We start from the raw sequence: 21,139 nt of genomic DNA, 5'->3' as shown, positions 1-21,139 counted from the left end.
TCAGGCCGTGAGTATCCGCCCAAGGACCTCGCTCAGATTGTCTGAGGCCTGCTTTTTCACCGCCTCCAGGACAGATGCCAGCTGGCCACGACGCCCGGGTTCGAGCTTTGGCAGACGCGCGGCAGCGTTGGCCAGGCGGGCTGCGATCTGGGGGTTAATCCCGTCGAGTCGGGTCAGAACCGCCGCAAACAATCGGTACCCCTCCCCGTCAGCAGAATGGAAAGCCGACGGATTACCATTCGCCAGGGTGCCCACCAGGGCGCGTACGCGATTCGGGACGGTCCAGTCAAAAGCAGGGTGCGCCATTAGCGCCTCTATTGTGGACAGACTGGCAGGCCCCGGCATGGAGGCCTGAACCGCAAACCACTGGTCCATCACCAGAGCCTCATCGGCCCAGCGTTCTGCAAACTGGGCCAGCGCTTGATCTGCACCAGCCAGGTTGTAATGCACCAGCACACGCAATGCCGCCAGCTCTTCAGTCATGCACAAGGGCAGCTCGAACAATTCGACCGCCAGGCGTTGCGCTTCCGGGTGGCCGGACGCCGCCAGGTAATCCAGCGCCAGGTTGCGCAATTGACGCCGCCCCATGGCACGGCCATCCATTTCCAGCTCGGTCGCAATCAGGTTTTCCGCCAGGGACAGCCAGTGATCCTGCAATGCCTTGCCCAGTGCCTGCTTCATGGCATGGTGAGCCACATGCACGCTGCCCGGATCCAGGGGGGTATGACGGTCCCCCAGGGCCACTTCACCGGGCAGTGACAACAGCAGGGCCGCCTGGGCCGGATCCTCATCGGCCCGGGCAATCACCTGTTCCAATACCGGCACCAGCAATTGCGCTTCGGCCCCGGCGGTCCCCTCCCCCGTGACCAGACGATCCAGGGCAGAGAAATAGAGCCGCTGGGCGGCGCTCCAGCGGCAGTAGCCATCACTGTCGTGGGCCAGCAAGCGAGACAACTGGCCATGATCGAAGGCGTAGTCCAGCACCACCGGCGCTGAAAAACCCCGCAGCAAGGACGGTGTGACCGGCCCTGTGGCATCAACGCTGAAAGTCTGCTCTTCCCCGTCGATGATAATGACCTTCTCCCGATTGCCGGCCTCATCCAGTGGCAAGGGCTCACCGGCTTCGTCCAGCAAGGCCAGACGGACTGGAATCATCAACGGCTGCTTCTCCGCCTGTCCCGGTGTCGGGGGCGTATGCTGACGGAAGGTGAGCTGGTAGCGCCCATTTTCCAGCATGTCCGTCACTGTCAGAATCGGGGTGCCGGCCTGACTGTACCAGCGCTTGAACTGGGTCAGATCCCGGCCGGAGATCTCCTCCATGCAGGCAACGAAGTCATCACAGGTGACGGCTTGACCATCGAAACGCTCGAAATAACGATCTGTCGCGCGACGAAAGTCTTCAGGCCCTAACAGGTGGTACTGCATACGGACAATTTCGGCACCCTTTTCATAGATCGTCAGCGTGTAGAAATTATCAATTTTCTGGTATTCCGCCGGGCGTACGGGATGGGCCATGGGGCCCTGATCTTCCGGGAACTGATGGTTAACGAGAAAATCCACATTCTCCACCCGTTGCACGGCGGCGGAGTTCATGTCCGCAGAGAACTGCTGGTCGCGGAAGACGGTGAAACCCTCCTTGAGGCTGAGCTGAAACCAGTCTCTGCAGGTAACCCGGTTGCCGGACCAGTTATGGAAGTACTCGTGGGCCACCACGGATTCCACTCGCTGGAACCCCGCATCGGTAGTCGTGGACGGGTGCGCCAACACACAGGACGTATTGAAAATATTGAGGCCCTTGTTTTCCATGGCCCCCATATTGAAGTGGCTGACTGCCACGATCATATAGATATCCAGGTCGTACTCACGCCCGTAGGTCTCTTCATCCCAGCGCATGGCATTTTTCAGGGACAGCATGGCGTGGTCCAGCTTGTCCAGATCACGGTGCTCCGCATAAAGGCGTAGCGATACCCGGCGACCGGAACCGGTGGTATAGCTGTCTTCCAGGCAGGCCAGGTCGCCGGCTACCAGGGCAAACAAATAGCAGGGCTTCGGGAAGGGATCCTCCCAGGTCACCCAGTGGCGATCCCCCTCCTCTCCTTGCGCGACCGGGTTGCCGTTGGATAGCAGCAGCGGGTAGCGCTTCTTGTCGGCGCGAACCGTGGTCGTAAAGCGGGCCAGCACATCCGGGCGATCCGGAAAAAAGGTGATGCGGCGAAAGCCTTCCGCTTCACACTGGGTGCAGTACATGCCGTTGGAGCGGTAGAGACCGTCGAGGGCGGTATTCTTTTCCGGCTGGATCTCTACGATCGACGTCAGTTGGCAATGTTCAGGCAACCCCCTGACAATCAATTCATTGTCGCTGTACTCGTACTGACCATCATCCAGCGCAACCCCATCCAGGCTCAAAGCGCGCAGGGCAAGCCCCTCGCCATTGAAGCGCATTTCACCTGCCGGAACAGTAGACGCCGGATTATGCTTCAGAGACAAACGGCTGGTGACTGTTGTCACGCCATCATGGATATCCACATCCAGAACCACCTCTTCCACAAGATAGACGGGAGGCTGATATTCCTCCAACCGGGTGGTCTTAACTGCACTATGCGCGGTTTCCATGCATGACTCCTGCTGCGTTTCTGATGCTGCCCATATTAGACACTTGCCCTAAACGACAACACCCCGCAGAAGCGGGGTGTTGTGATAAACGGTTGTGCGTCAGGTTACGGAGCCGCCTCCACATCTCCAGGCGCCTGGGTCCCTATACCCACCTGTGCACCCGACGACAGTACAAAACTGACAACCTGGGCCTGCATTTCTGCAGTGACCTGCGGCGCACCGCCCGACGGGGTCAGCAGCGAGCCATGTCCACCGGCGGTCATTTTCACATAGCCCGGTGTGCTGGTCACATTCGCTGCGCCGGGACCAAACTGGGTCGCACCAGTAAGTGACGCCAACGCCTCTGTTCCCATCAAGGGCAGGGCCGGATCACCGTTTGGCACTACAGCGTCACCATTGACCTGTTGAATCAGTACCGGCACGCCAAGGGTGCCAAGCGTTTCGGCAAAGTTCACCGGATCACCGGACGCAACGGTACTTTGCGCAGCATAGAGGAAGCTCTCGTAGTTGCTGGTACCGACATTAACGCCATTGGCCGCCAACCCTGCCTGAATGCGAGGAGCAAACGTCGGGGAGTTGTTCAGTATCTGGGTCAACTGCGTACCCCCAACCGATGCAACCAGGCCTTTGATCGGGTTCAGATTGCTACCGAAGGACATGTCGTTACCAATCGCTATCTGATTCACGGTGGTAAAGACAGACCCTACGATCGCACCCAGTGACGCACCCACTACCGTTACATTATCAGTATCAAGCGTGCCATTAGTCGCAATATCCAGATCGCTGATGGCCTGCAAACTGGCATTCAGGTTCATGAGATCCATCACCGACTGACGGAGGTTGTCCCGTGTGTTACCCAAATTCGCCAGATTGATGAACCAGGCACCTGAGCCATCTTGTGCGGTCGGGCTGTCAAAATTCATCAGGGCCGGGTTACCCGTCGCCCCCTGAACCACATTGAAATGACGCTCATGGAAGTCCTCGCCGTAAAGGGCAGAGAAATCAATCAGCGCACTGTTCTCAACATTCAATGCGGCAGCAAAGTTACTGTTGGCCGGCACCCCATGGACTGGCAAGTCAATGGCCACGGTGGCAACGCACTTGGATGCAAGGGTGTGGCCCAGTGCCATGACCGAGGTCCGATCGCTGGTAATACCATGAACGTACATGACCACAGGGTAACCTGAGTTATCACGCACATTGGCACAGGTTGCGCCCATCAGCTCTGCGGGTGCGGTAGCAGGATTCGGCAGGGTCACCTGTAGCGGCACCAGCTCATCGCCGGTTTTTGCAGCAAAGGGATACCGGTAGGTCACATTATAAGAACCGTCAAGATCGGCTGGAGGAACGCCCTCTCCTACCTGGGAACCCAGCACCTGATCCGCATTCCAGGTCTTCTGCAGGTAACTGAAGTCTGTCGGTGCAGCAGGGGCAGACAGGTAATAAGGCAATGAAATGCTGCCGGTATAAAGCGTGCCAACCCCTGCAGCCAGTTGTCCGGCCGTCAGCGCCGAGAAATCCAGCCCCGTAGCCGCGTTTACGGAAACCGTGCGCGCTTTGGGCGTGCTCAGCAACTGATTGTTTTCCAGGTTAGTGGCAGCTGCAACTGCATCACCAGGGGCAGAACCGCCATTAATCAGGGTTTGTGCAATAGCACCGCGTGGGGCCCCCATGGCGACCAAAGGAGTGACCGGATCGGTAGTGGTAAATGTATAAGAGATCACCACGGAATCCCGGGCATCAAGCGGGTCAAGCCCCAACACATTAGCGAGAAATCCCGATGCTATCGCTTCCCAGCCTTGTACAGCAGTCCGGACAGGCTGAAGCGCCGCTGTCAATGCGGGCTCATTCTCACCCAAAGTCTGGTAGGCACTGGAAGGCGTAATAGGGCTACCATTTGTATCGAGAATGCCGTTCGTGACGAAAACCAGGTATTTGGTTTTTGCCAGCAATGGCTCGGACGGGGTCACACGAAGGACGTTATCGGTCCCCCCATCAAGGGACTCCACGGAAGCTGTGAAACCGGGAATATCCGCAGAATTTACCGGGCTCATCAGATCAATATTGGCTGGATCCAGAGCATCCCCGTTGCTGTTCAGCGGAATCAGAAACACGTTGGGGACGCAAGGGCTGCCGAGCGCGCACACCGTGCCCGCATCAATGGAGCCGCCAGCAAAACCGATATCGAAATATGCGGTCGTGGAGAAACCATCCAGATCATTGATGGCCGCCTCTACCGCATTGGTAGGAGTCCCGACATTAGCAGTACCGTCAGAAGTGGCGGCCGCTGCAAAAATCAGATCTGTATTCAGGGGTAGATCAGACGCCAGAGGATCAAAACGGGGAAAAGTCCCGATTTGGGTCGCACCCTCACTCTGATCAGGAACGGTATCACTGCCGCCACCGCAGGCCGCCAGTGCCAGGGCCACTGCCGCAGGCAGTACTTTCTTGTAGATATGCATGGGTTCTCCCAAACCATTTGTTATCTTTTTTATTTCTGATTGCGCCGCTATCTCCCATAACGCACCCAGAAAGACATCTTCCGCGTGTGCCGAGTCTGCGTCGGCTACGCTACACAACGGAGTTGTCACCTAGGAAGAATACAGTATGTTAAGGAGAGCACCAACGGTCTTTGACGGGAAAAGAAGGACGGTAGTCCGACAGGCGGTATCCAGGCGACGACCAGCCAGTCATCGCCTTTGAGGGGGGGCGCTAGCAGGGCTATTGCAGTCGATCCGGGGCTCGCAGGATCACCGGCTGCTCCTCCTGCGCCTCTCCTTCACTCTTGCACTGCTGCTCCATGTAGCCAGTGCGCTGCTCCTCTGGCAAGTTGCGGGCTTCCCAGGCGATGACCGCCTGCAGACAGGTTTCACGCTGCTCACGAGTCAGCGGCCGCCCATCTGCCCATTTGCCGGTTTCGATGGCGCGCCGCATGTTGTCGCAGACCTCCGGGGTCATGGCGGCAATCAGTTCATCAAAGCTCTGGTAGGTCATATCGATCACTCATTTACGCTGCAGCTGCATCATGGACGGAGTCGCAAGCATGACTCCAACTGGGTACGGTGCAGCCTTGTCAGTCTAACACTTCCCTGATTTTCAACTGCTGTCACCGGGGCGGGTACTCCAGCCCAGCTTGGAACGACAGGCCTGGTAGAAATCATGTCCCGGTGGGTGAATCAGGTGCAGACGGTGAGGCTTCTTGCGGATCGCAATCACATCGTCCACCTGCAGACGAATCCCGGCGGTGCCATCACAGCTGACCAGCGGACGGACCTTTTCGGTGGTGATATGGATCTTGATCTCGCTGTCTCCGGCCACCACCAGCGGCCGGCTGGTAAGGGTATGGGGATTGAGCGGCACCATTACCATGGCATCCAGCTTGGGATGCATGATTGGCCCCCCGCCGGACAGCGCATAGGCCGTGGAACCGGTGGGTGTGGAGATGATCAGACCATCAGACCGCTGGCCATAGACAAAATGGCCATCGATCATCAGCTCGAAGTCGATCATATGCACACTGTCACCGGACAGCAGCACGATATCGTTCAGGGCGCAGCCCTCACCCACCACGGTCTTGCCGCGGCGAACTTCCAGATCCAGCAGGAACCGCTTTTCGGTGGTGTACTCACCATCCAGCACCTGCCCTACCCGGCTTTCGATTTCGGAAGGAAGGATGTCAGTGAGAAACCCCAGGTGACCACGGTTAACGCCCAGCACCGGCACATCAAAACGGGCCAGAGTACGGGCGGCGCCCAGCAAGCTGCCATCGCCCCCGACCACAATCACCAGATCACAGGCTTCCCCCATCTGCGTGGCAGATGCTGCCTGCAGCCCCATTTCTGGCAGGCTGCCGGCGATGTTCTTGTCGAGGATAACGGTACAGTCCCGCCCATTGAGGAAATGGATCAACTGGCGCAGGGAATACAGCGCCTGTTCGCTTTCTGAACGGGCTATCAGGCCGATATTGCGGAATTTGTTGCTAAAAGTCTCTTGCGCCACACTAATCCTGGGCAGCCGAAGCTGCATCCGGTGGAGGGCTCGCCCGCCATCCGGTGAGCAATTACCCCTGTGTCAGGTACTCGCTCAGGTTAGCAGCATTGGCATTCAAGCCGCCATCCAGAACGATTACGTCCAAGCCGGCGTTTTTTAACAGAAAAGCCGCCGTGGCGCTACGTCGACCGGTATCGCAGTAGGCAATATAGGTCTTGCTGGGATCCAGCAGGCGGGATTTCAGCCGCAGCACATTCAGCGGCATATTGGTGGCGCCGACCAGGTGCTCCTGGTCAAATTCATCGCTGGTGCGCACATCAAGCCACCAGGCGCCTTTTTCCGCAGCACCCAGCACATTTTCCGCCGGCATGGTGTTGATAATCGGCTCGCGCAGCAGGGCATCAAAGTCCTGGCGTTCCAGCTTCATCAGCACCCCGTCGGTGGCCATGGTCACCGTAGCATTGCGGGGCTTGCCGGAAAGCAGCGCCTCTTCGCCGAACCACTGCCCCTCCTCCAGCATGGCAACCGGTGTCGGCGCACCGTCACCCATGCTGATGGCCACCTCGCAAACCCCCTCTTTGAGGATATAACAGCAGTCTGCGGCCTCCCCCTGGCGGATGATGACCTCACCCTGCTTGTGACGATGGGCTTTAAGGCGACGGAAGATTTCCAGGATGTTGCTGGGGGGAACCCGGTGAAACAGCTTGGACTTGAGCAGCCGGATCATCCACTCGCGATCATTCTGATACGCAGAGTTGGCATTGATATCGAGAATCACATACCCCGCCGACTGGTCCCAGGAAAGAATGGTATCCAGCCGAAAGCTGTCAAAGCGAACCACACTGACCTCAGTCAATGCCCGGGCCGTACTGCGACGAGGCTGCGCATGCTCCAACGGGTGCCAGGATGCCGTATCCCCGGCACTGACAATCCGTGTCTGCCCCGCTTCATCGGTCAGCTCGACCTTGCCGCTGAGCAAGTAAATCGTGGTGTTGTCCTTGTCGCCCTGCGAAAAAAGGGCATCTCCTGACGCAAAGCGACACACTTCCTGCTGGTCCAGCAACCAGTCCAGCTGATCCCCGGACAGCGCATTCACTGGCACAAAGGTCTGCAAAAGGCTTTTATCAATGGATTCCTGTGCCATAACAGCCGCTCCCGGATTCTTGTTCTGAAGACAACATCATACTTTCAGCGTAGAGAATGCAAAAAACCTACCATTCTTCATGGAAATGGCACTGGTTCACATTCCGGCATCAGCGAAAGCGCAACACATTGTCGATGGCGGAATCATTCCGGCAATTGGGGCAACGATTGGCATTGCAGTCAGAAACCCCGGGCTTGAACTGATTGGGCACTTCCACCCGGATCACACGCTTGCCACAGGCTTGCTGATCGGCACCCACCGGGACCTGGCAGACCGGGTTTTCGTAGTGAGCCAGCCAGGCCCGATAGTGGTCTTCGGTAACCAGGCACTTACGCGCCGCAAAGGCCACCGGATTTTCCATATAACTGCCGATCTGGTCGGCGGAAATCGAGATATGCCCCGCCCCAGGGTGAAAGGCAATAAAGCTCAACCCCAGGCTCTCCAGTTTCTCCAGCACCTTCTGGGCCCCGGTACTGGCCTCTTTGACCCGGTTCCGCTTGAGCTCACCAAGCTCCTGCTTGAGCTGACTGATCAGATCATCCCGGGTCAGCACATCCATTTCCTTGGCGTGGATCTGCTCGGAAAGCTTGGCACGCTCTTCCTCGATGCGCTGCTCCAAAGCCAGCTTGTACTGCTCAGTCAGCACCTCCAGCTCACTCCCCTGGGACTGGCTTTGCTGGCTCTGCTCCTCAAGGCTCTGGGTCAGGGAAATCACCTGGGCTTTCAGTGAATCGTTTTGCTCGCGAAGGGCCACATTCTGGGATTTGAGGGTTTTGAACTGGCCCATGACTTTTTCCAGCTGGGCATTCAGGATCTCTTCCTTCTGCTGGGCGGCATAACGCAATTTCCCCACCTCTTCGGAGTGGGAATTCTCCAGCGTCTGCACCCGCAGGCGCAGCTCCTTGATAATTCGGGCCAAGCGAACCCGTTCTTCGTCGGCCTCTTTCCGGCTTTCGCTTTGATCCGGGGCGATGGTGGGCGCCTTCGTCTCGGCACCAATCACCGGCGGCGGCGTGGCCGGCATGGAATCCAGCTCGTCATCGATCTCAAGACCCAGCTTGGGACCACGCTCCCGAATGGTGTCACGAATAGCAATAAAATCATTGGCCCCCGGCTTCATGCCCGGGTCCCACATCTGATCCTGGTGCCAGGCCACCGGGCACTGACTGCGACAGGCCAGACGGATCGGCCCGGCTCCCATATCCGGCCCTTGCCCGGCGTGCTCAGCAAGGTGGCGCAATGGCACATTCCAGGTCGTATCCGCCATGCCATCTTCATCAAAATCGATGGTGAAAAGCACCAGAGAGCGCACGCGTAGCTGGCCATTGACCAGACAATACGCTCCGCGGACTTCCTTGTCGGCAAATTCGGGCACACCCACCATGCCATCCAGGATCGCCTCAAAATCCGCGTACAGCATACTTTTCGTAATGCCCCGGTGATCAAAAAACAAAATCGCTTCGGACGTCACGGAGGATAGAGGCATGTGTCCTTCCTTACCTTGAGAATTATTTTAGTTGGCCACTGACCTGCCACGGCGTCACTGCCTGCAGTCCCGGAAAACACTGGCAAAAATCAGGGTGCTGCCAATTATAGTCAGCCCCTCACAAAAGAGTGTGACCTGAATGGCAGTAAAAAAAAAGCATAGGCAAAGCCGCTGCCAGCTTGCAGGAAAGCATTGAGCCAGCGCCACTAACGGCGTCACGTTGCCAGGAAAAAAGTCGGTATCAGGTGTTCGGCGGGGAGGAATGCGAGGGGAACCGGAGAAGGGCTGAACGGAAAGGAATCAGAGCTCCTCTCCGTCATCGACCCAGCTGTCTTCTTCCAGCCACTCCTCCAGGCATTCCATGAGCTGCTTCTCTTCAAGGCGCTCTTCCAGATAGTCTTCCATTGGCTTGTCCTCCTTTCGTCTTTTCAGTGTTGTGGACCTGAAATTAGACAGGGATTCAGTGACAAGTTCATGAAAAATGGACGGATACCGGATATACCGGGTCAGCGCTTACGCTTTGTCAGGCGTCGGTGGCGGCGTGGACGAGAAGGCAGAAACAAAAAAGGCCCCCATCGATGGGAGCCTTTAATGCTTGAATAGTGGCGGAGCGGACGGGACTCGAACCCGCGACCCCCGGCGTGACAGGCCGGTATTCTAACCAACTGAACTACCGCTCCAGCTATTCCTTTCGGAACTCTTTACTCTTGAAACTTGGTGGGTGGTGACGGGATCGAACCGCCGACCCTCTGCTTGTAAGGCAGATGCTCTCCCAGCTGAGCTAACCACCCGCATCGCGTTGCGAAGTGGGCGCCATTTTAGGGATTGGGCCCGGGGTGTCAACGGCTTTTTGCAGAAAAAAGTCCGTTTGCCTAGAAAATGGTCGGAACGGCTAAATCTTGGGCAAAACGGCCAAAAAAACCGCTGTAGGAGCCCATGCTTGCATGGCGAACAGAGCTTCAGCGATGAAAAGGCGATGCGGCTGCTCCCGATCTCCGAAGAAGAAGCTGTCGAAGCCCCACAGGCCTGATCGCCCTTCGGGCGATTTCCTCGCTAACGCGAGGTTCGCCATGCAAGCATGGACTCCTACAGCGGCTGCGTAGCTTGCCGTTTCAACTCTCTTGCGCCTCCAGCGCTTCGATATGCGCCTTGGCCTCATCGAGAGTAAATTTGCCCGGCACCGGCTGCCCGTTCGGCTTGGCTATCAGGTAATGATGCACATCCAGGGCCCAGGTCTGCCGGTTCAACTCTCCTTCCTCGATGATGGAGTAGCCGCTTTGCCCCCAACTGATGGCATTGCCGATCATGCTTCCCCCACCACCCGGCGGACGATGATGTCGGCCAGGTCATCCAGCGTCAGGGACCCCTCCCGGTCGAACCAGTTGGGTACCCAGCCGGTCATCCCGGTGATCAAACGGCGAATGATAAAGGGATCATCCCGGAATGCCCCCTGCCCGTGCAGGGCATTCAGCGCATCCAGCCACAGCTGTTCATAGATGGCCCGCAATTCCAGCGCCTTGCTCTGCTTTTCCTCACTGAGGCATCGCCACTCCGTGACCAGCACGGCCATGGCCTCGGCCGTATCGCCGACGTTGGACTGCAGCTCGGCCCGCACCAGCGCCCGCAACTGCGCTTCCGGCCGGCTTTCTGCCGCCATGGCTCGCCGCAAGCGGTCGGTATTGAAATTAATCACCTCTTCCATCACCGCATAGAGGATATCCTCCTTGCTTTTGAAGTGGTGGAAGATAGAACCGCTCTGGATCCCGACTGACGCCGCAATATCCCGAACCGTGGTCCGGTCGAACCCCTTGTCCCGGAACAGGTGCGCCGCAGCACTGAGCAGACGCCCGCGGGGAGAATCATCGATTCCATTAATTGCCAGTGACTCAGCCATTGTTTTCCTCTGTTTTGTATCCCCGCATTATCCCGATTCCGGGATGCACGCTGCAAGCCAGTGAGTGCGCAGCCTTCCATTAGCCTGTACAGACTTTTTTGCTTGCAGCTTGAAGCTTGTAGCTTGAAACTGACTCTTGCCAAACCAAGCGCTTGCTTGGTAGCTTACGAGACCACGCTTTCACACGCAAATGGAGCCATCATGACCGAGCCCGTTCGTATCGGCTGCGCCGCCGGATTCTGGGGTGATACCAACAGCGCCGCTTTCCAGCTGGTCAAGCAGGCTGAGATCGATTATCTGGTGTTCGATTACCTGGCCGAGGTCACCCTGTCCATCATGGCCGGGGCACGCATGAAGGACCCCAGCGCCGGCTACGCCCACGACTTCGTCAACAATGTCATGGCGCCGCTGGCCAAGGACATCAAAGCAAAAAACATCAAAGTCATCAGCAATGCTGGCGGGGTGAACCCGCGGGCCTGCCGCGAGGCCCTGGAGAAAGTCTTCGAGGCTGCCGGCATCGAGATGAAAATTGCCCTGGTGGAAGGCGACGACCTGAATCCGCGCCGCAATGATTTTGCCGATGTGACGGAAATGGATAGCGGCGCTCCCCTGCCCCCCATGACGGTGACCATGAATGCCTACCTGGGCGCCCTGCCGATCAAGGCGGCCCTGGATGCCGGTGCCGACATCGTACTCACCGGCCGTATTGCTGATTCCGCCGTGGTACTGGGGCCGCTGATGCACGAATTCGGCTGGGCCGAGGACGACTATGACAAACTGGCCCAGGGCTCCCTGGCCGGCCATGTGATTGAGTGCGGCGCCCAGTGCACCGGCGGCAATTTCACCGATTGGCGCGATGTGCCCGATTTCCACAACATGGGCTTTCCCATTGCCGAATGCTTTGCAGACGGCCACTTCATTATCAGCAAACCGGACAATACCGGCGGCCTGGTCACCCCAGCGACAGTGGGCGAGCAGATCGTCTACGAGATCGGCGACCCCCGCGCCTACATGCTGCCCGATGTGATCTGTGACTTCACCAACGTGACACTGGAACAGGTGGGTGACAATCGGGTCCGCGTCAGTGGCGCCAAAGGCCTGCCGCCCAGCGACACCTATAAAGTCTCCGCCACTTACCCGGACGGTAACCGCATCACCGCCTCATTTCTGATGGGGGGCATCGACGCCCCGCAGAAAGGCCAGGTGGTGGCCGATGCCATTCTGAAAAAGGTGGCCGGTCTGTTCACACAATTGGGCATGGCCCCCATGCGCGAAACCAGCGTGGAAATTCTCGGCAGCGAAACCACTTACGGCGCCCATGCCCGTCGCGGTGACACCCGCGAGGTGGTCGTCAAAATCGGCGCCCTGCACGACGACAAGAAAGCTTTGGGACTGTTTGCCCGGGAGATTGCCCAGGCTGCCACCGGCATGGCCCCGGGGCTGTCCGGCCTGGTCGGCGGACGTCCCAAACCGTTCCCGCGCATCCGCCTGTTTTCCACTCTGGTCAGCAAGAACAGCATCCCGGTTACCGTAAACCTGGACGGCGACACAATACCCGTCAGCATTCCTGCCGGTGCGCCCTTTGACTCCGCCAGCCTGCCGGCAGATCCACACGGCGAAACCGCCAGCGGAGACGTGGCGGTCCCCCTGGTCAAACTGGCCTGGGCCCGCAGCGGCGACAAGGGCAACCATGCCAATATCGGCGTAATCGCCCGCCGCCCCGAGTATCTGCCCTTTATGAATGCCGCTCTGGGCGAAGAGGCAGTGGCCGATTACATGCAACACGTCCTCGACCCGGACACCGGCAGCGTCAGCCGCTGGTCCTTGCCCGGCATGAATGCTTTCAACTTCCTGCTGAAAAATGCATTGGGCGGCGGCGGCATCGCCTCCCTGCGCATTGATCCGCAGGGCAAGGCATTCGCCCAGCAGTTACTGGATATGCCGGTGATGGTGAGTGAAGAGATCGCCAGAACACTCGAAGATAACTAAGACATTGTGGGAGTGGTCGTTCGACCATGACGGCATCTCGAAGGCCAATTCGCGGTCGAACGAGCGCTCACACAGTAAGAGACAACACAAGGATTAACGACAATGTCATACCGTTCCGTATTCAAACCCGACCTGTTTGCCGGCCAGAACATCATCGTCACCGGCGGCGGCTCCGGCATTGGTCGCTGCACCGCCCATGAACTGGCTTCCCTGGGTGCCCGCGTGGTGCTGGTTGGTCGCAAGCAGGAAAAACTGGATAACGTGGCGGCAGAGATCGAAGAAGACGGCGGCCAGGCCATCGGCTTCGCCTGCGACATTCGTGATGAAGAAGTGGTCAAGGCCACCGTTGCCGAGATCTACAAGGCCGTCGAGGTGGTCCACGGCCTGGTCAATAACGCTGGCGGCCAATTCCCTTCCCCTCTGGCGCTGATCAGCCAGAAAGGCTGGGAAACCGTGGTGCGCACCAACCTCACCGGCGGCTTCCTGATGGCCCGGGAAGTATTCACCCAGGGCATGAACCGTAATGGCGGCGCCATCGTCAACATTGTCGCCGACATGTGGGGCGGCATGCCCGGCATGGGTCACTCCGGCGCCGCCCGGGCCGGCATGGTCAACTTCACCCAGACCGCCGCCTACGAATGGGGCAGCTGCGGGGTGCGGGTCAACGCTGTGGCCCCGGGCTGGATCATGTCCAGCGGCATGGACACCTATCCGGAAGGCTTCAAGCAGACCCTGAAAACCCTGCGTGCGGCCGTACCGCTCAAGCGCATGGGCAATGAATCCGAAGTGTCCGGCGCCATCTGCTTTTTGCTCAGCGACGCCGCCGCCTTTATCAGCGGTGACACCCTGCGCATCGACGGCGCCGCCAGCCAGGGCAACGTGGCCATCTTCCCGCTGCCCGATCATGACAAGAGCCAACCGTTTGACGGCTTCCACCGAGCCACCACCCCCGATGTCTTCAAGGACCTGTAATGTCAGTCATTGAATCCGCACTGGACCCGAACAGCGAGGAATACCGGCAGAACCGCGATGCCCTGCTGGCGGCAGTGGAAGAATTCCGCGCCATTGAGCAGGCCGTGGTGGATACCGCCGAGAGCAAGCGTGCCAAGTTCGAAAAACGCGGCCAGCTGCTGCCCCACGAGCGTATCTCCCGGCTGCTGGACACCGGCTCGCCGTTCCTGAGCCTGATGAACCTGGCCGGTTACAAGATGCACGACGACAAGGACGGCACCGAAGCCGGCGGCAGCACCATTGCCGGCATCGGCTATGTGTCCGGTGTCCGTTGCCTGGTGACCGCCTCCAATTCCGCCATCAAGGGCGGCACCATCTCCCCCTCCGGCCTGCACAAGACCCTGCGCCTGCAACGCATCGCCATGGAGAACAAGCTGCCCGTGGTCAGTCTGGTGGAGTCCGGCGGCGCCAACCTGAACTACGCGGCAGAAGTGTTCGTGGACGGCGCCCGCACCTTTGCCAATCAGGCACGGCTGTCCGCCGCCGGCATCCCGCAGATCACCGTGGTACACGGCAATGCCACCGCCGGTGGCGCCTATCAGCCGGGTCTGTCCGACTATGTGGTAGTGGTACGCGAGCGCGCCAAGATGTTCCTGGCCGGCCCGCCCTTGCTGAAAGCCGCCACCGGCGAAATCGCCACGGATGAGGAACTGGGCGGTGCGGAAATGCACAGTGGTACCGCGGGCACCGCCGAATACCTGGCAGAAAACGACGCCGACGGCATCCGTCAGGCCCGGGACCTGGTCAAGCTGCTGGGCTGGCGCCGGGCGGCACCGGACAGCAACGCTTTCGAGCCACCCCGCTATGACGCTGAAGAGCTGCTCGGCGTAGTGCCCGCTGATGCCAAGAAACCCTACGACGTACGCGAGATCATCGCCCGCATCGCCGACGGCTCCGACTTTCTCGATTTCAAGAACGACTGGGACAGTGCCACCGTGTGCGGCTGGAGCACCATCGAAGGCAAGCCCGTGGGCATCATCGGCAACAATGGTCCGATCACCCCCCGTGGCGCTGCCAAAGCCGCCCAGTTCATCCAGCTCTGTGACCAGACACGCCGGCCTCTACTGTTCCTTCACAACACCACCGGCTTCATGGTGGGTACCGATGCGGAACAGAACGGTGTCATCAAGCACGGCTCGAAAATGCTGCAGGCCGTGGCCAACGCTCGAGTGCCGAAGATTTCCATCGTGGTCGGTGGCTCCTACGGTGCCGGCAACTATGCCATGTGCGGCCGCGGCCTGGACCCGCGCTTCATCTTTGCCTGGCCCAACTCCAAAGTTGCCGTGATGGGTGGCCAGCAGGCCGGCATGGTGCTGCGCATCGTGGCCGAGGCCAAGCAGCGCGCCAACGGCATTGAGCCTGACGAGAAGGTACTCGACATGCTTCAGCAGACCACCGCCCAGAAACTCGACAGCCAGTCCACCGCCCTCTACGGCACGGCCCGGCTGTGGGACGACGGCATCATTGACCCCCGCGACACACGCCGTGTGGTGGCCTATGCCCTGGACATTTGCGCCGATGCCCAACACCGCGAGCTGCACCCGAATGCGTTCGGGGTGGCGAGACTGTAAAGGCAATTAATAATTAAGAATTAATAGTTAATAACGTGAAAACCCCATGCTGTTTTCACCAAACGAAAGGCCTCAAAGGGTTCTCGTTATTAACTATTCACTATTAATTATTAATTCACGCACCGGCATCGCCAGGTACCACAGGCACGACAGAACACAACGAACTTAATTGAACAAAACAGGACGCTTCCCATGCAATTTACTCAGGAACACGAAGAACTACGCCGCACAGTCCGCAACTTTGTCGAGAAAGAACTGAACCCCCACGTCAAGGAATGGGAAGAAGCCGGTCGCTTCCCCATTCATGAGGTGTTCAAGAAGATGGGCGATCTGGGCCTGCTCGGGGTCACCAAGCCGGCAGAGTTCGGCGGCATGGGTCTGGACTATTCCTACGGCATGGTCATGGCCGAGGAAATGGGCCGCACTCACTGCGGCGGCGTGCCTCTCTCCACCGGGGTACAGACCGATATGGCCACCCCGGCCCTGGCCCGTTTCGGCTCCGACGAGCTGCGCCAGAATTACCTTGCCCCGGCCATTGCCGGTGACATGGTGGCCTCCATTGCTGTGTCCGAGCCCCATGCCGGTTCCGATGTGGCCGCCATCAAGACCACCGCCACCAAGGACGGCGACGACTACGTGATCAACGGCACCAAGATGTGGATCACCAACTCGCCCAGCGCCGACTGGTTCTGCCTGCTTGCCCAGACGTCCGAGGGCAAACCGCACATGAACAAGTCGCTGATCATCGTACCCAAGGATGCCGGCGGCATCACCGTGGACAAGCCCCTGCACAAGCTGGGCATGCGCTCCTCGGAAACCGCCCAGGTGTTCTTCGACAACGTACGTGTTCCCCAGCGCAACCTGATCGGCCAGGAAGGCATGGGCTTCATGATGCAGATGATCCAGTTCCAGGAGGAACGTCTTTTTGCCGCCGCCAACAGCCTGATGGGCATGCAGCATGTGATCGACGAGACCATTGCCTATGCCAAGGATCGTCAGGTATTCGGCATGCCGTTGATCGACAACCAGACCGTGCACTTCCGCCTGGCTGAACTGCAGACCGAAGTGGAGTCCCTGCGCGCCCTCACCTATCGGGCCTGCGAGATGTACATCAACGGCAAGGATGTGCTGCAACTGGCCTCCATGGCCAAGCTGAAAGTGGGCCGCCTCAGCCGGGAAGTGGCTGACAGCTGCCTGCAGTACTGGGGCGGCAACGGTTTTATGTGGGACAACCCGGCCGGTCAGCTTTACCGGGATGGTCGCCTCGGCTCCATCGGTGGCGGCGCCGACGAAATCATGCTGGGCATTATCTGCAAGACCATGGATATCCTGCCGGGCAAGAAAAAATAACCACAGGGAAAACCCATCCGTAGGAGCGTCGCTCGCGGCGCGATCACAAACGGTCGGAGAATCGCGCCGCCAGCGACGCTCCTACAGAAAACAACGAGGCGATGCATGACTTTACCCAGCACCGACACCTTGCAAATCAACCAGGACGGCCCGGTTCTGCACATCACCCTGAACCGGCCCGACAGCCGTAACGCCATGAGCCTGACCATGGTCAACGAGCTGATGGCCGTGTTTGCTGCCGTGGAAAATGATGCAGATGTCCGCGCCATCGTACTGCGCGGAGCCGGAGGCCACTTCTGTGCCGGCGGCGACATCAAGGATATGGCAGGTGCCCGCCAGCAGGCCGCCAGCGGCGACGGTGACGCCTTCCAGAAACTCAATCGCCGTTTCGGGGAAATGATCACCGCCGCCAATCATCAGCCCCAGGTGCTGATTACGGTGCTGGAAGGTGCGGTCTTGGGGGGCGGCTTTGGTCTGGCCTGCATTTCCGATGTGGCGCTTGCCCACACCGGCGCCACGTTCGGCCTGCCGGAAACCGGCCTGGGCGTGATTCCCGCCCAGATCGCCCCCTTTGTGGTCGAGCGCATCGGCCTGACCCAGGCCCGGCGGCTGGCCCTCACCGGCATCCGCTTCCAGGGTGAAGAAGCCCGTCGACTGGGGATCGTCCACGAGGTGGCCACCGATGCCGATGCTCTGGAGGCCTTGCTGGAAGATACCCTCAAAGCGGTGCGCAAATGCGCCCCCCATGCCAATCGGGTAACCAAACAACTGGTACTGGACGTGGGTCACCAACCCATGGAGGCATTACTGGATCAGGCCGCGAAGGATTTCGCCGCCGCCGTGAACAGCGAGGAAGGCCAGGAAGGCACCATGGCGTTCGTACAGAAACGCCCGGCAAAGTGGAACCAATGAGCACAAACGTTGCGAGGCGCGAGTGACGAGTAGCGAAAACCTATAAACAGCGGCTTCGTTTTTGTATTTCGCAACCCGTCTCTCGTACCTCGCTCCTGAGCTGTTCGTGCCCTGAAGCGCCACTCCTGCGGGAAAGAATTTTCAACCGGAACACCGGTAAGGAACCACAATGAGCTTTGAAAAAATCCTGATTGCCAACCGTGGCGAGATTGCTTGCCGGGTCATCGCCACCGCCCAGTCCCTGGGCTACCGGACCGTGGCGGTCTATTCCGAACCGGATGCCGGTGCCCGTCATGTACAACTGGCGGACGAAGCGGTGTGTGTTGGGCCGGCCCTGGCCAGCGCGTCCTATCTGAACGTGGATGCCCTGCTCGATGCCTGCCGCAAGACCGGTGCCGATGCGGTGCATCCGGGCTATGGCTTTCTTTCCGAAAATGCCGGCTTTTCCCGGGCGTGCAAGGACGCCGGCATTACCTTTATCGGCCCGGACGAAGATGCCATTCACCTGATGGGCTCCAAGCGCCTGTCGAAGCTGGCCATGATTGAAGCGGGTGTCCCCTGCATTCCCGGCTACGAAGGCGAAGACCAGAGCGACGCCACTCTGCTGAAGGAAGCCGAACGCATCGGCCTGCCGCTGATGATCAAGGCCAGCGCCGGGGGGGGCGGCCGCGGCATGCGCGTGGTCACCGATGCCAGCGAGATTCCCGCCCAGCTGAAAAGCGCCCGCCAGGAAGCGAAAAGTGCCTTCGGCAGCGACGAGCTGATCCTGGAGCGCGCCGTGATGCAGCCACGGCATGTGGAAATCCAGGTATTCGGCGACCGCCATGGCCATGTGATCCATCTGGGTGAGCGCGACTGTTCGGTACAGCGCCGCCACCAGAAAGTAGTGGAAGAAGCCCCCTCCCCGGCCGTGGACGAGGCCCTGCGCCAAGAGATGGGCGAAGCGGCGGTCAATGCGGCCAAGGCCTGCAACTATGTTGGGGCCGGCACGGTGGAATTCCTGCTGGCGCCGGAGGGCGATTTCTTCTTCCTGGAAATGAACACCCGCCTGCAGGTGGAGCATCCGGTCACGGAGCTGGTCACCGGCCTGGATCTGGTGGCCTGGCAGATCAAGGTGGCCCGGGGCGAGCCTCTCCCCCTGACCCAGGAACAGGTCAGGCTCACCGGCCACGCCATGGAGGTGCGCCTGTACGCCGAGGACCCGGCGCAAAACTACATGCCGCAAACCGGGCCAGTGCTAAGCTGGCAACCGGCCAGTGGCGATGGTGTGCGTATCGATCATGGCCTTGTGGAAGGCTACGAGGTGGGCAGCCACTACGATCCCATGTTGGCCAAGATCATTGCCGTGGGTGACAGCCGTGAAGACGCCCGGCGACGTCTGATACGTGCCGTGGAGGACACGGTGCTAATGGGGGTCCGGGATAACCGCCCCTTCCTGGCGGCCATCCTGCGCCATCCGGTATTTGCCTGCGGTGAAGCCACCACCGCCTTCATCGGCGAAGATTTTGCCGACGACGCCAGCATGGCCGGCGAAGCGCCATCCAGCCAGCTCTGGGCCCTGGCGGCCCTGCTCCGCTGTGAGGCAGAAACGCCGTCAGCGGATCTGCGCGGCTGGCACTCCAGCACTCTGGGAGCGCAACCGGTCCAGCTTCGCTGCGGCGACCATGAGCAGACGGTCTACATCCGCTATCAGGACAACCACGCGGAGCTGATCGTGGGCGAGAACAGCCATCGCATCGCGACTCTGGCTCCCGGTCTTGCCACCATTGACGGCGTCCAGCAGCGCTACCGCATGTGCCAGGATGGCAAACAAAGCTGGCTGCAATGGCAAGGCCATAGTGTCTGTTTCGAGGATGCTACCCACAGCGCAGCGGGCACCAGCGATCAGGCCGGCTCCGGTCAGATTCGCGCGCCCATGGATGGGGCCGTGATCGAGGTATGCGCCAAAGCCGGTGACGCGGTGAAACGTGGTCAGGTGCTGGTCATCATGGAGGCCATGAAGATGGAGCACAGCCTCAAGGCGGATTGTGATGGTACCGTGGAATCCGCAGATCTGGCGGTTGGAAGCCAAGTCAAGCGTCAACAGTTGCTGGTCAGCATCAAACCGGACAGTCCGGAGACATAATTCGTCAGTGACAAATCACTAACGGAGAAGGACACTCCATCGTGGTTCAATAATTTGCATCGGGCAGACAAGGCCAATTCGGAACGCCGCAATCTGCCCCGGCACAGCGACGGGGCGGGGCTCTTGCCCTGCCCTGGTGCTACGGTTAAGGTAAGCGCCCGCTTGCCAATACTGGGTTCCCGGCTGAACCGCCTTCGGATAATCGTTTGCATGCCATGATCGAATGACAGGCCTGTATCGACGGATTCTGCGGTGTGTTGCGCCAGGGCCTTCCAAGAACACAGACTAATGGAGATCCTATGAGCAACGCCGACATCATCACGTTGCCCAAGCTTCTGTCCAAGGTTCCCGAAGTGGTCAGCAATCTGCCAGGCCTGATCAAGGGCTCGCGGATGGCCAAGATCACTGACACCACCAAGCCTCTGGGCCTGGGCGTGGCCATCGAGCGAGCCACTGGCATGAACCCCAACGGTGCCGCACTGATTTACGAGGACACCGAGCTTACCTACAAGCAGTTCAATGCCTGGACCAACCGGTTGGCAGATTATCTGGCCTCCATCGGCCTGAAGAAAGGCGACACCATCGCCGTCAACATCGAAAATCGCCCGGAACTGCTCGTCACCGTAGCGGCCTGCGCCAAGCTGGGGGTCTGCGCGGCCCTGATCAATACCTCCCAGCGCGGCAAGGTACTGATTCATTCTTTCAATCTGGTGAAACCCAAGGCGGCAATCGTCGGTGAGGAGCTGGTGCAAGCCGTGGAAGAAGTCCGTGGCGACCTGGACCTGAAGGACAACTTCTTCTTCTTTGCCGATCAGGACACCCTGGAAAATCCGGGTGAAGCCCCCTCGGGTTACAAGAACCTGGCCAGCGAAATCAAGGACTGCTCCAGCGAGAATCCTGCCTCCACCAAGCAGACCTTCTTGCGTGACCCGCTCTTTTATATCTATACCTCCGGGACGACCGGGCTACCCAAGGCGGTGGTGTTCAATCATGGTCGTTGGGAAAAAGCCTACGGTGGCTTTGGCTACTCTGCGGTGCGCCTGAACAAGGAAGA

15 protein-coding genes and 2 tRNA genes are annotated in these 21,139 nt (G+C 59.4%); 7 read left to right on the top strand and 10 right to left on the bottom strand.

Going from position 1 to position 21,139, the window contains the following annotated elements; genetic code table 11:
* From pepN to A3714_RS11015, 10 genes are all read right to left on the bottom strand, one after another.
* The gene (gene pepN, locus A3714_RS11065; RefSeq protein ID WP_063525757.1) at window positions 1-2,613 is read right to left on the bottom strand and encodes an aminopeptidase N; all 2,613 of its coding nucleotides are present in this window, start codon (window positions 2,611-2,613) and stop codon (window positions 1-3) included.
* 104 nt (window positions 2,614-2,717) lie between these two features.
* Window positions 2,718-5,075 (bottom strand): hypothetical protein, encoded by a 2,358-nt coding sequence (locus A3714_RS11060; protein WP_063510109.1) that lies wholly within the window; start codon window positions 5,073-5,075, stop codon window positions 2,718-2,720.
* A 259-nt stretch (window positions 5,076-5,334) separates the two neighbouring features.
* The gene (locus A3714_RS11055) at window positions 5,335-5,607 is read right to left on the bottom strand and encodes a YeaC family protein (protein ID WP_062816492.1); all 273 of its coding nucleotides are present in this window, start codon (window positions 5,605-5,607) and stop codon (window positions 5,335-5,337) included.
* A gap of 102 nt (window positions 5,608-5,709) precedes the next feature.
* Window positions 5,710-6,639: an NAD(+) kinase gene (locus tag A3714_RS11050; RefSeq protein ID WP_062816491.1), complete on the bottom strand. Its 930-nt coding sequence runs from the start codon at window positions 6,637-6,639 to the stop codon at window positions 5,710-5,712.
* A gap of 34 nt (window positions 6,640-6,673) precedes the next feature.
* Window positions 6,674-7,747 (bottom strand): cyclic nucleotide-binding domain-containing protein, encoded by a 1,074-nt coding sequence (locus A3714_RS11045; RefSeq protein ID WP_062816490.1) that lies wholly within the window; start codon window positions 7,745-7,747, stop codon window positions 6,674-6,676.
* 109 nt (window positions 7,748-7,856) lie between these two features.
* Window positions 7,857-9,233 carry a hypothetical protein gene (locus A3714_RS11040; protein WP_063510108.1) on the bottom strand — a complete coding sequence of 459 codons (1,377 nt, stop codon included), beginning with the start codon at window positions 9,231-9,233 and terminating at the stop codon, window positions 7,857-7,859.
* Window positions 9,234-9,836: 603 nt separating this feature from the next.
* Window positions 9,837-9,913 (bottom strand) — tRNA-Asp (locus A3714_RS11035).
* A 35-nt stretch (window positions 9,914-9,948) separates the two neighbouring features.
* Window positions 9,949-10,024: transfer RNA gene (locus A3714_RS11030), tRNA-Val, on the bottom strand.
* Window positions 10,025-10,345: 321 nt separating this feature from the next.
* Window positions 10,346-10,540, bottom strand: a complete 195-nt coding sequence (locus tag A3714_RS11020) for a hypothetical protein (protein ID WP_063510106.1) — start codon at window positions 10,538-10,540, stop codon at window positions 10,346-10,348.
* Complete coding sequence (locus tag A3714_RS11015) at window positions 10,537-11,127, bottom strand: TetR/AcrR family transcriptional regulator (RefSeq protein ID WP_063510105.1); 591 nt, start codon at window positions 11,125-11,127, stop codon at window positions 10,537-10,539. Before A3714_RS11015 ends, A3714_RS11020 begins: the two co-directional genes overlap by 4 nt.
* Window positions 11,128-11,328: 201 nt before the next feature.
* Between A3714_RS11015 and A3714_RS11010 the strand changes: the two genes are divergently transcribed.
* From A3714_RS11010 to A3714_RS10980, 7 genes are all read left to right on the top strand, one after another.
* Window positions 11,329-13,116 (top strand): acyclic terpene utilization AtuA family protein, encoded by a 1,788-nt coding sequence (locus A3714_RS11010; protein WP_063510104.1) that lies wholly within the window; start codon window positions 11,329-11,331, stop codon window positions 13,114-13,116.
* Window positions 13,117-13,218: 102 nt separating this feature from the next.
* Window positions 13,219-14,088: an SDR family oxidoreductase gene (locus A3714_RS11005; protein ID WP_063510103.1), complete on the top strand. Its 870-nt coding sequence runs from the start codon at window positions 13,219-13,221 to the stop codon at window positions 14,086-14,088.
* The gene (locus A3714_RS11000; RefSeq protein ID WP_062816484.1) at window positions 14,088-15,698 is read left to right on the top strand and encodes an acyl-CoA carboxylase subunit beta; all 1,611 of its coding nucleotides are present in this window, start codon (window positions 14,088-14,090) and stop codon (window positions 15,696-15,698) included. The genes A3714_RS11005 and A3714_RS11000 overlap by 1 nt, the downstream gene beginning before the upstream one ends.
* A 192-nt stretch (window positions 15,699-15,890) precedes the next feature.
* On the top strand, window positions 15,891-17,048 hold the full coding sequence (locus A3714_RS10995; RefSeq protein ID WP_062816483.1) for an acyl-CoA dehydrogenase family protein: 1,158 nt from the start codon (window positions 15,891-15,893) through the stop codon (window positions 17,046-17,048).
* 105 nt (window positions 17,049-17,153) lie between these two features.
* A complete protein-coding gene (locus A3714_RS10990; RefSeq protein WP_062816482.1) occupies window positions 17,154-17,960 on the top strand; it encodes an enoyl-CoA hydratase/isomerase family protein in 807 nt (268 codons plus the stop codon).
* Window positions 17,961-18,129: 169 nt separating this feature from the next.
* On the top strand, window positions 18,130-20,085 hold the full coding sequence (locus A3714_RS10985; RefSeq protein ID WP_063510102.1) for an acetyl/propionyl/methylcrotonyl-CoA carboxylase subunit alpha: 1,956 nt from the start codon (window positions 18,130-18,132) through the stop codon (window positions 20,083-20,085).
* A gap of 299 nt (window positions 20,086-20,384) precedes the next feature.
* Window positions 20,385-21,139, top strand: a 755-nt coding sequence (locus A3714_RS10980; protein ID WP_156493858.1) for an AMP-binding protein, incomplete at its 3' end; no start/stop codon positions are given.

Source organism: Alcanivorax sp. HI0007 (assembly GCF_001635525.1).
In the GTDB taxonomy this organism is placed as follows: Bacteria; Pseudomonadota; Gammaproteobacteria; order Pseudomonadales; family Alcanivoracaceae; genus Alcanivorax.
Note: the sequence above shows the minus strand (reverse complement) of the source record. Positions and strands in the feature narration are given on the sequence as shown.